At 57.7% G+C, this 15,454-nt stretch carries 12 protein-coding genes; 4 read left to right on the top strand and 8 right to left on the bottom strand.

Going from position 1 to position 15,454, the window contains the following annotated elements; translation table 11 throughout:
* Positions 1-8: 8 nt before the first annotated feature.
* On the bottom strand, positions 9-1,310 hold the full coding sequence (locus MFP24_RS22135; protein ID WP_249232500.1) for an MFS transporter: 1,302 nt from the start codon (positions 1,308-1,310) through the stop codon (positions 9-11).
* A gap of 448 nt (positions 1,311-1,758) precedes the next feature.
* Here MFP24_RS22135 and uxuA point away from each other — a divergent pair, with 448 nt between their 5' ends.
* The 3 genes from uxuA (at position 1,759) to uxuR (ending at position 5,412) form a co-directional block, all read left to right on the top strand.
* Positions 1,759-2,940: a mannonate dehydratase gene (gene uxuA / locus MFP24_RS22130; RefSeq protein WP_249232501.1), complete on the top strand. Its 1,182-nt coding sequence runs from the start codon at positions 1,759-1,761 to the stop codon at positions 2,938-2,940.
* A 34-nt stretch (positions 2,941-2,974) separates the two neighbouring features.
* Positions 2,975-4,453, top strand: coding sequence for a fructuronate reductase (locus MFP24_RS22125; protein WP_249232502.1), 1,479 nt, complete (start codon positions 2,975-2,977; stop codon positions 4,451-4,453).
* A 179-nt stretch (positions 4,454-4,632) separates the two neighbouring features.
* Complete coding sequence (gene uxuR / locus MFP24_RS22120; protein ID WP_249232503.1) at positions 4,633-5,412, top strand: Uxu operon transcriptional regulator; 780 nt, start codon at positions 4,633-4,635, stop codon at positions 5,410-5,412.
* A gap of 95 nt (positions 5,413-5,507) precedes the next feature.
* Here the strand turns inward: uxuR and rmf are convergent, their stop codons facing one another.
* From rmf to rlmKL, 6 genes are all read right to left on the bottom strand, one after another.
* Positions 5,508-5,675: a ribosome modulation factor gene (gene rmf / locus MFP24_RS22115; RefSeq protein WP_009113168.1), complete on the bottom strand. Its 168-nt coding sequence runs from the start codon at positions 5,673-5,675 to the stop codon at positions 5,508-5,510.
* A 272-nt stretch (positions 5,676-5,947) separates the two neighbouring features.
* On the bottom strand, positions 5,948-6,511 hold the full coding sequence (pqiC, locus tag MFP24_RS22110; protein WP_249232504.1) for a membrane integrity-associated transporter subunit PqiC: 564 nt from the start codon (positions 6,509-6,511) through the stop codon (positions 5,948-5,950).
* Complete coding sequence (gene pqiB / locus MFP24_RS22105; RefSeq protein ID WP_249232505.1) at positions 6,511-8,154, bottom strand: intermembrane transport protein PqiB; 1,644 nt, start codon at positions 8,152-8,154, stop codon at positions 6,511-6,513. Before pqiB ends, pqiC begins: the two co-directional genes overlap by 1 nt.
* A complete protein-coding gene (pqiA, locus tag MFP24_RS22100) occupies positions 8,141-9,409 on the bottom strand; it encodes a membrane integrity-associated transporter subunit PqiA (RefSeq protein WP_318011356.1) in 1,269 nt (422 codons plus the stop codon). Before pqiA ends, pqiB begins: the two co-directional genes overlap by 14 nt.
* 74 nt (positions 9,410-9,483) lie before the next feature.
* Positions 9,484-11,400 carry an ABC transporter ATP-binding protein gene (locus tag MFP24_RS22095; RefSeq protein ID WP_249232506.1) on the bottom strand — a complete coding sequence of 639 codons (1,917 nt, stop codon included), beginning with the start codon at positions 11,398-11,400 and terminating at the stop codon, positions 9,484-9,486.
* Between the two features lie 3 nt (positions 11,401-11,403).
* The gene (gene rlmKL / locus MFP24_RS22090) at positions 11,404-13,521 is read right to left on the bottom strand and encodes a bifunctional 23S rRNA (guanine(2069)-N(7))-methyltransferase RlmK/23S rRNA (guanine(2445)-N(2))-methyltransferase RlmL (protein ID WP_249232507.1); all 2,118 of its coding nucleotides are present in this window, start codon (positions 13,519-13,521) and stop codon (positions 11,404-11,406) included.
* A 96-nt stretch (positions 13,522-13,617) separates the two neighbouring features.
* On the opposite strand from rlmKL, the gene MFP24_RS22085 reads away from it, so the two are divergent.
* Positions 13,618-14,721: a YcbX family protein gene (locus MFP24_RS22085; protein ID WP_249232508.1), complete on the top strand. Its 1,104-nt coding sequence runs from the start codon at positions 13,618-13,620 to the stop codon at positions 14,719-14,721.
* A gap of 16 nt (positions 14,722-14,737) precedes the next feature.
* Here the strand turns inward: MFP24_RS22085 and MFP24_RS22080 are convergent, their stop codons facing one another.
* Complete coding sequence (locus MFP24_RS22080; protein ID WP_249232509.1) at positions 14,738-15,307, bottom strand: cell division protein ZapC; 570 nt, start codon at positions 15,305-15,307, stop codon at positions 14,738-14,740.
* Between the last annotated feature and the right edge of the window lie 147 nt (positions 15,308-15,454).

The raw sequence follows: 15,454 nt of genomic DNA, 5'->3' as shown, positions 1-15,454 counted from the left end.
CTTCTTTTTCAGGCGCGTTTCGCGCGACGTTCAGCAATAAAAGCGATCAGGAATAGCGCGCCAATCAGGTCAAAGAAGCCCATGGCGACAAACAGCGGATTAAAACCAATTTTATCGGCGGTGACGCCAATGATCAGCGAGAACAGGAAGCTGGAGATCCAGGCGAAAGAGCCGCGCATCCCGTTCACTGTCGCCATCTGGCCTTTATCAAACTTCTCCACCACCAGCGCGCTCAGCATGCAGGAGATAATCTGATGACCAAAACCGCCGATGGAAATTAAGGCAATGGCGACATAAGGGTTTTTGGTGAAGGCGACCAGCGCCAGCGACAGCATCAGGAATGCCCCGGTCACCGAACTGGCGACCACCGAGTTCACCCGGCTGCAGCCGAACAGGCGGGTATAGATGCGCGTCAGATAACCACTCGCCGCACTGCCTATATCCGCCGCGAGGAACGGCAGCCAGGCGAACATGGCGATCTGTTTTAAGTCCATGCCCATCTCTTTCGCCAGATAGAGCGGCACCCAGAAACTCAGCACGCCCCATGCCGGTTCCGCCATAAACGCCGGAATGGCAATACCGTAGAAACGTTTATTTTTCGATACCGTTTTCAGCGCCTTAAAGAAACCCAGCTTCACCGCAGGCGGTTCGTTGTCCTGATTGATAAACTCCAGCTCGGCGGCGCTCAGGTTCGGATGCTTTTCCGGGTTGTGATAAAACAGCCACCACAGCACTACCCATGCCAGCGCCAGAAAACCGCTAAACAGAAACGCGCCCTGCCAGCCAAATGAGGCGTGGGCAAAATAGATGATCGGCGGCGCCAGCATCGCGCCAATGGAAAAACCAACGCCCGCCCAGCCTGCGGCAATCGGACGCTCCTTTTTCGGGAACCATTCGCCGAGCATTTTGGCATTGGCCGGGGTGGCCGCCGCTTCGGCGCTGCCCATTACAAAGCGCAGGATCGCCAGATGCAGCCAACTGGCGGCTCCGGCATGGAACAGACAGGCTAACGCCCAGATCGTGGCGCAAACCAGGAAGCCGACCTTCAGGCCAATCACGTCGATCAACCAGCCGCAAATCGGCTGAAAGAAGGTGTAGGCCAGCTGAAACGCGCCGACGATCCATGAATATTGTTCGGTGGTAATGCCGAGGCTGGTCTTTAGCTCAGGCGCCAGAATGCCTAATGAGTTACGGGTGATATAGTTCACCGTCACACCCGTTAAAAACAGCACCAGCATCCACCAGCGCAAATTACGCCAGGCGCGTTTACTGCCAACTGCGCCTATCCCCGTGTTCAAACTGCGGTTCATCTGATTCTCCACTTATTATTGACATTAGAGAACAACTCCTGCTCCATCGCGGATGCCCGGTCACCGGTGGAATGCAGGAGTACGACCGGAGCCAGACGCAGGAATTGTCGTGTCGTGTTGCTTGAATCAACTTGTTTGACTGAACGGCAACGCAGTCAGAGAGGCGCGCAGGCAGGAAGATTCGCCGCGAATCGTTTCTGACCATCCGGCTGGAGTGAAACATAGTTGCTAATTTTGGTCGCCTGCATGATGCTGCATTTGTGATCTGGTTAACCAAATTAGTTAATTTGGTTGACATGAATAGCTAATTAGCTGAAATTCAGCGTTAAAGAAAGACGTAAGCGCGCTAAATTGGCCTGTCTCATTTATATAAGTCAACCAATTTGCAAAATGGTAACCCGATATGGCGCGGCTGTATCCGGTGCGAGATATTACTGGAGGTAACAACATGAAGCAGACCTGGCGCTGGTATGGCCCCAATGATCCCGTCTCCCTCGCCGATGCCCGGCAGGCCGGCGCTAGCGGCATTGTCACCGCCCTGCACCATATCCCGAACGGCGAAGTCTGGACGGTAGAAGAGATCCTGAAGCGCAAAGCGACGGTTGAAGCCGCCGGCTTGGTCTGGTCGGTAGTGGAAAGCGTGCCGGTCCACGAAGAGATAAAAACCGGCGGCGGCCAGTGTGAGAAATGGATTGGCAACTACCAGCAGTCGCTGCGCAACCTGGCGCAGTGCGGCATCACCACCGTGTGCTACAATTTTATGCCGATCCTCGACTGGACGCGCACCGACCTGGAGTACTCATTGCCGGATGGCGCCAAAGCGCTGCGCTTCGACCAGATTGAATTTGCGGTATTTGAGCTGCATATCCTGCAGCGTCCCGGCGCGGAAAACGACTACAGCGGCGAGGAGATTGCGCAAGCCGGCCGGCGTTTCGCCAGCATGAGTGAAGAGAGCAAAACGCGTCTGACGCGCAATATCATCGCTGGCCTTCCCGGCGCGGAAGAGGGCTATACGCTGGATCAGTTTCGTGCCCAGTTGGCGCGCTACGAAGGGATTGGCAAAGCCGAACTGCGTAAAACCTTCGCCCGCTTCCTGCGCGGCATTATCCCGGTGGCGGAAGAGGTCGGCGTGCGTATGGCGGTGCATCCTGACGATCCGCCGCGCCCGATTCTCGGCCTGCCGCGTATCGTCTCCACCGCCGAAGATCTGCAATGGATGGTGGAAACCGTCAGCAGCACCGCCAACGGTTTCACCATGTGCACCGGCTCCTACGGCGTGCGTGCCGATAACGATCTGGTCGGTATGATCAAGGAGTTCGGCCCGCGGATTTACTTCGCCCATCTGCGCTCCATCCTGCGCGAAGAGAATCCGAACAGCTTCCATGAAGCCCCCCATCTGGCGGGCGATGTCGATATGTATGAAGTGATCAAAGCTATCGCCGCCGAGGAGCATCGCCGCGCGGCGGCCGGACAGCCAGATCTGATCCCCATGCGTCCGGACCACGGCCACCAGATGCTGGATGACCTGAAAAAGAAAACCAATCCGGGCTATTCGGCGATTGGCCGTCTGAAAGGTCTGGCGGAAATCCGCGGCGTTGAGCTGGCGGTTCACCGCGCGTTTTTCCGCTAGCGCCGTTCCGCCTTTCCTGTGACTGGAGTCTGATATGGAAAACACTATTGCCGCCGTGCCGTTAACGGTGGCCCGTCCGCACTGGGAGCGCGCGCGACTACAACCGCGTATCGTCCACCTTGGCTGCGGCGCGTTTCATCGCGCCCATCAGGCGTTGTACACCCATCATCTGCTGGAAATCAGCGACGGCGACTGGGGCATCTGCGAGGTCAACCTGATGTCGGCCAGCAGCAAGTTGCTGATGGAAAAGCTGCGCCGACAACGGCTGCTGTATACCGTGGCGGAGAAAGGCGCAGAGCAGACCGAACTGAAAATTATCGGCGCGATAACCGAGGCGCTGCATCCGGCGCTGGACGGCTGCGACGGCATTCTGCAGGCGCTGACGCGAGAGCAGACGACGATTGTCTCCCTCACCGTGACGGAAAAAGGCTACTGCAGCGATGCGGCCAGCGGTGAACTGGATCTCAATAACGCGCTGATTCAGCACGATCTTGCCCACCCTGGCGAGCCGAAATCCGCTATCGGCTATATTGTCGAGGCGCTGCGACTGCGGCGCGAACGAGGGCTGATCCCGTTTACGGTGCTCTCCTGCGACAACCTGCGCGACAACGGCCGTGTGGCGCGCGCCGCCGTGCTCGGTCTCGCCCATCAGCGTGACGCCGCGCTGGCGGAGTGGATCGCCAGCCAGGCGACCTTCCCCTGCACCATGGTGGACCGCATTGTGCCCGCCGCCACGGAAGAGAGCCTGCGGGAGATCGCCGCGCTGCTCGGCGTATACGATCCCTGCGCCATCGCCTGCGAGCCGTTTCGCCAGTGGGTGATTGAAGACAATTTCGTCAATGGCCGTCCGGACTGGGATCGGGTCGGTGCGCAGTTTGTTGCGGATGTCGCGCCGTTCGAGCTGATGAAACTGCGTATGCTGAATGGCAGCCACTCATTCCTCGCCTATCTCGGTTATCTCGGCGGCTATCAGACCATCGCTGAAACCATGAGCAATCCGGCGTACCGCCGGGCGGCATTTACCCTGATGATGACGGAACAGGCGCCAACGCTGATAATGCCGCCAGGCACCGATCTTGAGGCTTATGCCCATCGGTTAATTGAACGTTTTAGCAACCCGGCGTTGCATCACCGCACCTGGCAAATCGCCATGGACGGCAGCCAGAAACTGCCGCAGCGTATGCTGGACTCGATCCGTCGCCATCTGGCGGACGGCACAGACTGGCGTCATCTGGCGCTGGGCGTCGCGGGCTGGATGCGCTATGTGCTGGGCACGGACGAGCAGGATAAGGCGATTGAGGTGGTTGACCCATTATCCGCCCGGTTCGACGCCATTAACCAGCGCTATCCGGCGGGTGACGAACGCGTCGGCGCCCTGCTCGCCATCAGCGCCGTTTTCGGCGCGGACCTGCCGGCTAATACGGACTTCGTCGCCGCGCTGCAGCAGGCTTATCAACAGCTGTGCCAGTCCGGCGCGCGCGCGGCCGTCGAATCACTGAGCCCGTCCTTATGATCCCATTTATGCTACCACCGCAGAACGCTACTTTGCCTTACCGACGGCATAAGTCCGTTCCGGCCGCCTTATGCAGTAAAATGCGGCGGCCAGGGCAGATATCCGTCACGCCCGGTATGCTATAGTCTGGCGAAAGTAACCGAACTTATTAATCCATTAACCAGCAGATAAACAACAAGATGAAAACACCGACCTCACCACAGCGCCCTTACCAGGAAGTGGGGGAAATGATCCGTAATATGATTACGCAAAAACGGTATGCTGTGGGCGAACGGCTGCCGCCGGAACGTGAAATCGCCGCGCTGCTGGACGTCACCCGTACGCTGGTGCGTGAAGCGCTGATTATGCTGGAACTGGAAGGTTTGATTGAGGTGCGGCGCGGCGCAGGGATCTTTGTGATTCGCGACGGCCCGGCGCAGCCGACAACCCCGCCGGCCGGCTGCAATGACGCCGGACCCTTTGAAATGTTGCAGGCGCGCCAGTTGCTGGAGAGCAATATCGCCGAGTTCGCCGCGCTACAGGCGACGCGCGAAGATATTATCAAAATGCGTCAGGCGCTGGCGCTGGAAGAGAAAGAGCTGGCTTCCGGCGCGGTGAATGAAACCGAAAACGGCGACCGTAATTTCCATCTGGCAATCGCCGAAGCGACGCATAACAGCATGCTGGTCGAGCTGTTTAAACAGTCATGGCAGTGGCGTGAAGATAACGTGATGTGGAACCAGCTGCATCGTCATCTGGTGAATACCCACTATCGCAAACAGTGGCTGGAGGATCATAAAAAAATCCTCGCCGCGCTGATTAAAAAAGACGCGCGGGCGGCGAAATTCGCCATGTGGCAGCATTTGGAGAATGTGAAGCAGCGACTGCTGGAGTTCTCCAATGTCGATGATATCGACTTCGATGGCTACCTGTTTGAATCCTGGCCGCTGGATGTCGCCAATAGCCAGGAAGTGCGTTAGGCGTTCGGCGGCGGGCTGTCGCCCGTAACGCCCGCTCCCTATAAAAAAGCCCCCGCGCAATGCGGAGGCTGCTCCCTCATTAATGACAAGGCACGTTAAGCGGTAACGGCCTTATCCTCCATGGCCTGTCGCCAGCCTCCCAACCAGTAAGACCGGGCATTTATCGATTGATACGGACAAAGCTCCCTCGGTCTGCCTGAAATACCCGCTTGATAACCACGTGAATGAGCCCTTTCAAGGCGATCGCGTTTCTGTCTCTTCATGCCTTATTTCCCTCATTATTAATCTGGTGGAAAGAAAACAGTGATTACTTAATAAGCAACCACAGATTATGAATAGCCATTATGCGGTCAAAGGTCAAGGCGCAAAATTCACGCCAATGTCACATTTGTGAGCCAGAATGGGAGTTTTCCGTAACGGAAAAGAAAGGCGCGACGGAACGCCTGAGAGAGGCGCGCAAGGGGGCAAAAATAAAGCCTCTGCAAGCGATATGCCGCGGCGCATATCCCCTCCAGAGGCTCGGTGATGACGGATGTCAGTCGGCGGCAGCGGCCTGCCGGGCGATGGATTGAGCGACCTGCCGCCATCCCTGCGCCAGTGTTCTGACCAGCGCATCGTAACCGTCTTCGGACTGCGGCAGCACCACGTTAAACGGCTGTTTACGCACCTGCCCCTGATGGTTCAGCACCCATTCCCCGCCGATCACCACGTTACCGTCGTAGCGGCCGTGAAAAGCGGTCACCGAGATATTCAGCACCGACTGCTCGCCGCCTTGCGGCTGCGTCGTCACCAGCCATCCCGGCATGCTACGCCCCAGGTTCGCCACCAGCGACTGCTGAAGCTGCTGGTCCAGCGGACTGGCCCAGAGATTATTGCTGGCAATGACATACTGCACGTCGTTGGTCTGGTAGACCAGACCGGCGTTAGCCAGATAGTCCGCCACGCTGACGTGTTCCAGCCACAGTTGCCCGCCGTTTTGCGTCTTCTCAACCGGCGTCGCCGCCTCCGGGGCAGCCGGTAACTGATAGTAGGTCTTTTGCGAGCCGCCGCTGCAGGCGGTCAGCAGCAGCGCCAACGCCAGAGTCCATCCTTTCATCATTATTTTTTCGCCTTCTTCGGTTGAGGATCTTCGCTGCCCGATGCCTCAAACACCAGGGCGTTGCTCTTCTCATTCAGGGTACGCAGCACCGGCTGCAGCTCGCGCAGTACCTGATCCAGGCGCTGCATATCGCCCAGCATCTTGTTATACGCCGGAGAACCCGGCTGGAAGCCCTTCATGCTGCGGTTCAGCTCACGCAGGGTTTGCTGCATATCCTGCGGCAGATCCTGCATCGCCTTGCTGGCGGTGATCTTGTTGAGCGAAGCCAGGGTTTTTTGCATTTCCCGCAGCGTAGCCTGACTTTCCGCCAGCGTCTGGGTAGCCTCATTAACCATGGGATCGAGCGGCAGACCGTTGATCTTATCCAGGACCGCCATCAGTTTTTGCTGAATTTGCGACAGGCCGCCGCCAACGGTCGGCAATACCGGATAGCCGTCGATGGTCACCAGCTTACCGTTGGTTTTTTCCTGCGGATAGAAATCAATATCGATAAACAGCGAGCCGGTAAGAAGATTGGCGCTTTTTAACGCCGCCCGCAATCCCAGCGGTTGGGACTCGGACAGGTGCTGTTCGAAGTTGAAGTCGTCCCCCAGATCCTTGGCGAAACGGCCCGGCTCGATGCGGATAAGCACCGGAATCCGGTAATCGTTATCAATATCCTGTTTCAGGTCCTTGGTGAAAAACGGCACCTGGGCCACCGTTCCCAACCGAATGCCGCGGAATTCAACCGGCGCCCCCGCCTGCAAACCGCGCACCGATTCGTTGAAGAACATCAGGTACTCCTTGTATTCAGTGTACAGGGAATCCTGAATGCTGCGCTGGTCGTCAAAGAGCTTATATTCGGCCAACGGCGTGGCGGCATCGCCCAGCTCCCAGCCGGCCGGCACGTCAAAGCTGACGCCGCCGCTGAACAGCGTGGCTAACGATCCCATCTCCACCCGCATCCCCTGGGCGGACATATCGAACGCCACGCCGCTGTCTTTCCAGAAGCGAACGTTGGTGGTCACCAGGGTGTCGTAAGGCGCGGAGATAAACAGCTGATAGCGAATTTTGCGCGCCTTGGGATCAAACTCGCTGGTTTCGACCGAGCCGACGCGGTAACCGCGAAACAGCACCGGGTCGCCGACGTTTAGCTGGCCGGACTGCTCGCTATCAAGGGCAATGCGAATGCCTTTGGCGTCGGGGGATGCCAGAGGCGGGGTATCAAGCAGGGTGAATTCCTTTTTTTCCTCGCCGTGCGCCCCGGGCTGAATCTCGATATAAACGCCCGACAGCAGGGTGCCCAAACCGGAGATCCCCGCGCGTCCGACCTGCGGTTTAACCACCCAGAACGCCGAATCCTCCTTCAGCAGCTTATCCATGCCATCGTGCAGGCGCGCCTTGATTTCCACCTGATGAAGATTGTCGCTCAGCGTCACGCTCTCCACCACGCCGACGTCAACGCTGCGGCTCTTGATGGTGGTTTTTCCGGCCTCGATGCCCTCGGCATTTTTGGTCAACAGGGTGATTTGCGGCCCCTGATGGCTGAAATGATAAAATAATATCCACGCTCCGATCAGCACCGTAACAATGGGAACAATCCACACCGGCGACCAGCGTTTAATGGTTTCTACATCCGCAACGGCGTATTTATCTTTCGTCAACGGAGGACTCCTTATGAAAAACTTCACGGCGATCCCACAGTAACCGGGGATCAAAGGTCATGGCGGCAACCATAGTCAAAATCACCACGGAAGCAAACAACAGCGCGCCAATAGCGGGATAAATGCTCATCAACCGCCCGATTCGCACCAGCGCCGACAGCACGGCAATCACAAACACATCGATCATTGACCAGCGTCCGACAAATTCAACGATTTCGTACACCACATGCAAACGTTCGCGATCCCGTTTTTCCCTGCCATGCACGCTCCAGCATAACCACCCCAGCGCCAGCATCTTCAGCGTCGGCACCATGATACTGGCGATAAAAATCACCAGCGCCACCGGATATGAGCCGCTTCCCCACAGCAGGATAACGCCGGACATAATGGTCGATCCCATTTGATTGCCCAGGGATTCGGTGATCATGATGGGCATCAGATTCGAGGGGATATACAGCATTATCGAGGTTATCAATAGCGCCATCGTCCACTGCAAACTGTGCTTCCTGCGCGCATGCCCGCGGCTGTGACAGCGCGGGCAGACCAGGCGGCCGGCAGGCAATATCGCCGTACAGCACGTACAGGAGCGCAATCCCTGCGACAACCCGCTGACGCCCGTTTGCGGCGCCGCAGCCAAATCCGGCGGCGGGGCGATCTCATTCCACAGCCAGCGGCGATCCAGGCTTTGAAACGCCAGCAACTGCAATATGCAAAACAGCACAAAAGGCATAAAGCTGGTGCCGATGCCGATGTCCCCGTAGGCCATCAGTTTGACGAAGCTGACCAATACGCCGGCGAGAAAAATTTCCGCCATGCCCCAGCTTTTTAGCTGAAACAGCACCTTGCCCATCACTTTTTTCAACGGCAACGGCAAAGCGACCCCCAGACAAAGCAGAATCGCCGTTAGCATACAAAAGGCGGGAACCAGCTGCACAAAGAGCATAAACAGCGTGGCGACGCTGGCATAATCTTCCGCCACCATCACTTTGGCGATTTCCACCAGGTTGATTTCACTGGTGATTCCCGCCACCCGCATACTCACGAACGGAAAAAGGTTTGCCAGCAGCAGCATAATTAATGCGCTGATCGCATAACCGAGCGGGCGTTTACCGGGCTCCGCCTGATGACCGGTCAATGCCGCTTTACAACGGGGACAGACCGCTTTTTGCCCATGGGACAGCGCCGGCAGCTGCACCAGCAAATCACAGTGCGGGCAGAGCATGTAGTCATCATGGTGATGCTGGTGGGAACACACTATTAGCCAATCTCCTTAAAGAAATACGCCTGATGTCGCCATCGCGATGACATCAGGCCATCTGTTGCTAAATATTAGCCGTTCCTTTGCGCCTCAAGTTCTTCCCAACGTGCAAAGCAGGACTCCAGGTTTTTTTCCGCTTCCGCCAAAGCCGTCAGCACCGGCTGGGTCTCTTCATACGGACGGCTGTAAAAACCGGCGTCGCTCATTTGTGTTTGCAGCGCGTCAATCCGCTGCTCCAGCTGCTCGATTTGCAACGGCAGTTGATCCAACTCACGCTGTTGGTTATAGCTCAGTTTTGCCGAATTGCGTTTAGCGGGCTGTGCGGAAGTGCTGCCGGCCGCGGATGAGTGATTCGGCGCGGACGCCGCCGGCGCGCTACGCAGCGGTATCGACTCGGCGCGCTGCTTCCGGGCGTCGTAGTAACCGCCGACATAACGGGAGATCTCCCCGTCGCCTTCGAAGATCCAGCATTCCGTTACCGAATTATCGACAAACTGGCGATCGTGACTGACCAGCAGCACGGTTCCCTGGTAGCTGTCGATCAGCTCTTCCAGCAGCTCCAGCGTTTCCACATCCAGATCGTTGGTCGGCTCATCGAGAATCAGCAGATTACTGGGTTTCAGAAACAGACGCGCCAGCAATAAACGGTTGCGCTCGCCGCCGGAGAGGGCTTTAACCGGCGTCATCGCCCGTTTGGGGTGGAACAGGAAGTCCTGCAGGTATCCCAGTATATGACGCGGACGGCCGTTGACCATCACCTCCTGTTTCCCTTCCGCCAGGTTATCCATCACGGTACGTTCCGGATCCAGCTCGGCGCGGTGCTGATCGAAATAAGCCACTTCCAGTTTGGTGCCGCAGTGAACCCGTCCGCCGGTGGGCGTCAGTTCCCCCAGCATCAGTTTCAACAGCGTGGTTTTACCGCAGCCGTTCGGCCCCACCAGGGCGATTTTATCGCCGCGCTGCACCTGAGCGGAGAAATTACGGGCCAGAATTTTGTCATCAATCTGGTAGTTAACCGCTTCCAGTTCGAAAACAATTTTACCGGAGCGCGCCGCCTCTTCCACCTGCATTTTCGCGGAGCCCATCACTTCCCGGCGCTGGGAACGCTCCTGACGCATGGCTTTCAGCGCCCGCACCCGCCCTTCGTTGCGCGTACGCCTCGCCTTGATGCCCTGGCGGATCCACACTTCTTCCTGCGCCAGTTTGCGATCGAACTCGGCATTTTGCAGATCTTCCACCCGCAGGGCTTCCTCTTTCCCCTGCAGATACTTATCGTAGTTGCCCGGCCAGGAAACCAGCTTGCCGCGATCCAGATCGACAATGCGGGTCGCCATATTGCGAATAAAGGAGCGGTCGTGCGAGATAAATACGATGCTGCCCTGGAAGGTTTTCAGAAAGGTTTCCAGCCAGTCGATGGTTTCAATATCCAGATGGTTGGTGGGCTCATCCAGCAGCAGCACTCTGGGCGAACTGACCAGCGCGCGCCCCAGCGCCGCTTTACGCAGCCAGCCGCCGGACAGCGAGGCCAGCGGCGCGTCGGCGCTCAGACCGAGCTGCTCCAGCACTTCGTGGATGCGGCTTTCCAACTGCCACAGCCCCTGATGTTCAAGAATATCCTGCAATTTCGCCAGCTGATTCAGGTTCTTTTCACTGGGATCGGTCTCCACCAGGCGCAGCGTCGCGTGATAATTCTTCAGGTAATCAGCCTGAGCGGCGACGCCTTCCGCCACAAAATCGAATACCGTGCCGGCGATATCGCGCGGCGGATCCTGTTGCAGGCGCGCCACGATCAGGTCCTGCTCGTAGACGATCCGCCCGTCATCCAGCGGAACTTCCCGCGCCAGAATTTTCAGCAGCGTCGACTTGCCGGCGCCGTTGCGGCCCACCAGACAGACGCGCTCGTTTTCTTCAATATGCAGTTCTGTGTTATCTAACAGCGGGGCATCGCTGAATGACAGCCATGCGCCCGATACGCTGATTAATGACATCTGTTACTTTTCCTCGCCGGCGTGCGTCAGCAGCCAGCAGTTGTGAATCTGACGATTGCGGGCAAAATCCGCCGATTGCGTCGCGGCGGTAATCTCGCGCGCCGCCAGACCCAGCGCCGCCAGGCCCGGCGTATCCATGCGGAATCCGCGCTTATTGTTGGAAAACATGATGGTGCCGCCGCGACGCAGCAGCCGCTTAAGATCCTTCATCAACGCCAGATGATCGCGCTGTACGTCAAACGACTCCTCCATCCGTTTCGAGTTGGAGAACGTGGGAGGATCGATAAAAATCACGTCAAACTGTTCGTTGGCCTCGCGCAGCCACGACAGGCAGTCAGCATGGATCAGACGGTGCTGGCGCCCGGTCAGGCCGTTGACCCGCAGATTTTTTTCCGCCCACTCCAGATAGGTGCGCGACATATCCACCGTGGTGGTGCTGCGCGCCCCGCCCAGCCCCGCATGGACGCTGGCGCTGCCGGTATAGGCGAACAGGTTGAGAAAATCCTTGCCCTGACTCATTTCACCCAGCGTTTTGCGGGCTACGCGGTGATCGAGAAACAGGCCGGTGTCCAGATAATCGGTCAGATTGACCCACAGCTTGGCGTTATACTCCGTTACCAGCAAAAATTCGCCCTTTTGCGCCAGTTTTTCATACTGGCTTTTGCCTTTCTGACGCTCGCGGGTTTTCAAAATCAGCTGGTTCGACGGGATATCCAGCACGCTCAGCGTGGCGTTAATCACATCAAACAAACGCTGGCGCGCTTTCTGCGCATCCACGGTTTTCGGCGGCGCGTACTCCTGCACCACCACCCAACTGCCGTAGCGGTCGACCGCCACGTTATAGTCGGGCAGATCGGCATCGTACAGGCGGTAGCATTCAATGCCCTGCTGCCTGGCCCATTTATCCAGCTTGCGCAGATTCTTGCGCAGACGGTTGGCGAAATCCTCGGCGATGCGGCCGCTGTTTTCACCCTGGCCGGCGGCAAGCTGATAGTTCTTCTGCACGCAGTCCAGCGGACCGTTTTTCGCCTTGAACTGGCGTTCGGCGCGCAGTTGCAGACAGCTGAGCAGTTCCGGCGAGGCGCTGAACAACGACAGTTGCCAGCCGCCGAACTCGCTTTTCATCTTGCGTCCCAGCAGGTTGTGCAGCGCAATCAATGCCGGTTCGCTATCCAGCCGCTCGCCGTACGGCGGATTGCTCACCACCGTGCCGACCGGACCCTGCGGCAACGGATTCTGTAGCTGGGCGGCATCCTGCACCGTCAGGGTGATTAATTCGGCGACGCCGGCGCGCCGGGCGTTAGCCCTGGCTATCTCGATCACCCGGCGGTCGTTGTCGGAACCAAAAAAGCGCGCGGAGGTTTGCTGCAATCCCCGTCGCGCGCGCTGCTGCGCCTCCGTCAGCAATTCGCGCCACAGTTCGGCGTCGTGCCGCAGCCAGGCGTTAAAGCCCCAATGGGTGCGATGCAGACCGGGCGCGCGATCGGCGGCGATCATCGCCGCTTCAATCAGCAGCGTGCCGGAACCGCACATCGGGTCGAGCAGCGGAGTCTCTTTTTGCCAGCCGGAACGCAGCACGATCGCCGCCGCCAGGTTTTCTTTCAGCGGCGCCATGCCGGCCTGCTGGCGATAACCGCGCTGATGCAGCCCTTCGCCGCTCAGGTCCAACGCCACGCTGGCGGTATCGCGCTGTAAAAAGACGTTGATGCGGATATCCGGCTGCTGTTTCGCCACGTCCGGGCGCTGCCCCGTTTTACGGGTGAAGCTGTCCACAACGGCGTCTTTGACCTTTAGCGCGCCATACTGGCTATTGCGGATATCGTCGTTGGTGCCGGTAAAATGCACGGCGAAGGTTTTGTCGACGCTGAATATCGTCGACCAGTCGATGGCCTGTACGCCGAGGTACAAATCCAGATCGCTATGCACCTTGAACTCGTTCAGCGGCAGCAAAATGCGCGACGCCAGGCGGCTCCACAGCAGGCTTTGATACAACAGACGATTATCGCCCTGAAAATGCACGCCTCCTTGCACCACGGCACAGGCCTGCGCGCCCAGCGCTTCAAGCTCATTTTTTAACAATTCTTCCAGACCACGAGCCGTGCTGGCAAACAGAGCATTCATATCTTCGATATCACCAAAAAGAAAATTGAGGCGCATTATAGCTAATCCGCGACGCTTGTCATAAAGTTGCCGTTTTACTTCCACAAGGAATCAGCGGTGATCGGCGTAACGCGGCTTTATATCCATCCGGTAAAATCCATGCGCGGCTTACAGTTATCACACGCCGTGGCGTCGGCAAGCGGTCTGGCGCAGGATCGCAGCTTTATGGTGACGCAACCGGACGGAACCTTTATTACCGCCCGCCAGTATCCGCAAATGGTGCTGTTTACCCCGGCCCTGCTGCCGGACGGCCTGTTTATCCGCGCCCCCGACGGGCAAACCGCCAGCGTACGCTTTAGCGATTTCGCCGGCACGCCGCAGCCAACGGAAGTCTGGGGCAGCCACTTTACGGCGCGAGTGGCCCCCGACGCCGTCAATAGCTGGCTAAGCCGCTATTTCCGGCGGCAGGTCCAGCTGCGCTGGGTGGGCGACAATCCATCACGCCGGGTTAAAAAACATCCCGACGTCGCGCTCTCTTTCGCCGACGGATACCCTTTCTTATTAATCAATGAAGCCTCTTTGCAGGCGCTGCGCCAACGCTGCCCGGCAGGCGTCAGGCTGGAGCAGTTCCGCCCTAATCTGGTGGTGGCCGGCGCCGCGGCGTTTGCCGAAGACAGCTGGCAAACCCTGCGGGTCGGCGAGGTGATTTTCGACGTCGCCAAACCCTGTAGCCGCTGCGTGCTGACCACGGTGAGTATTGAACGCGGCAGAAAACACCCGACGGCCGAGCCGCTGGCGACCCTGCAATCCTTCCGCAGCGCGGAAAACGGCGACGTCGATTTCGGCCTCAATCTTATTGCCCGCAACGGCGGCATTATCCGGGTCGGCGATACGCTGGAAGTGCTGGCGACCAAACCGCCGCGCCCTTATGGTTCAGGCAAAGTCGTGGAGAGCGTCGCGCTCAAACCGCAAGGCGAACGGGCGATAACCATTGAATATCGGGGACAAAGGCTGAAGGGAAACAATCAGCAAATCCTGCTGGAGCAGTTGGAGCAGCAAGGGGTGCGTATCCCCTATTCCTGCCGGGCCGGCATATGCGGCTGCTGTAAGCTGACGTTGGTCAGCGGAGAGGTTGCGGCACTCAAGGAAAGCGCCGTCGGCGAAAACGGCGCCATTCTCGCCTGCAGTTGCATTCCGCAAAGCGATATCAGCCTGCAATAAATAAAGACGCCGGGCGTTAGACCACGTTGGCGAACTGAAAAGGAGACGGCGTCTGTTCGTCCGCATCCTGAAGGGCGACGGGCAATAACCTGTCGTGCATGATTTTTATCGCATCCCCCAGCGCCATCATTTTGCCATTCAGCATCAGCTGTTCCTGAGCCAGCAGACACAGGCTGGCTTTATCGCCGGCCTCGGCGACCAGAAAATACGCCGCGTCATTATTTTCCGTCAGGCGAACCTGAACAATATCGCCGGTTTGCGGCGCGGGCGCAGCGCCTGAAGGCTGCTGCACAAAATGCCAGCTTTTGGGCATCAGCGGTTTGAGAAAACGGCTGGCGACCAGCGCGTTCAATATTAATTCGCCCTGAAGGTCGCGGCTCAATGCCATCTTTTGGCATTTTTCGTTATAGGTAAAAAATAAAGCCGCGTCTTCAACGCAGAATGCGCATTCATTAAAAGCATCCGGGGTTAGCATTTTAGACGGGAAACGCGAACGGAATAACATGCCGTTGGCGAGATCCAGCATCAGCCGATCGTGTTCGGTATCAAAATACCAGCGCCAGTTATCGTCAGGTTTCAACTTCATATTATTTACCCTTCGCCTTTTGTTACACCTATTAATAGGAAATGGCTGATTGCAAAACCTTGCAATAAAAAAACCGGCAGTTGTTGATAGCTTATTTATGCAAACGAGTAAAATATAGACTAGCCGGGGGAATAAATAAACCCCCCG

Origin of the sequence: Brenneria tiliae, from assembly GCF_023347575.1 — a bacterium.
GTDB lineage: Bacteria > Pseudomonadota > Gammaproteobacteria > Enterobacterales > Enterobacteriaceae > Brenneria > Brenneria corticis.
Note: the sequence above shows the minus strand (reverse complement) of the source record. Positions and strands in the feature narration are given on the sequence as shown.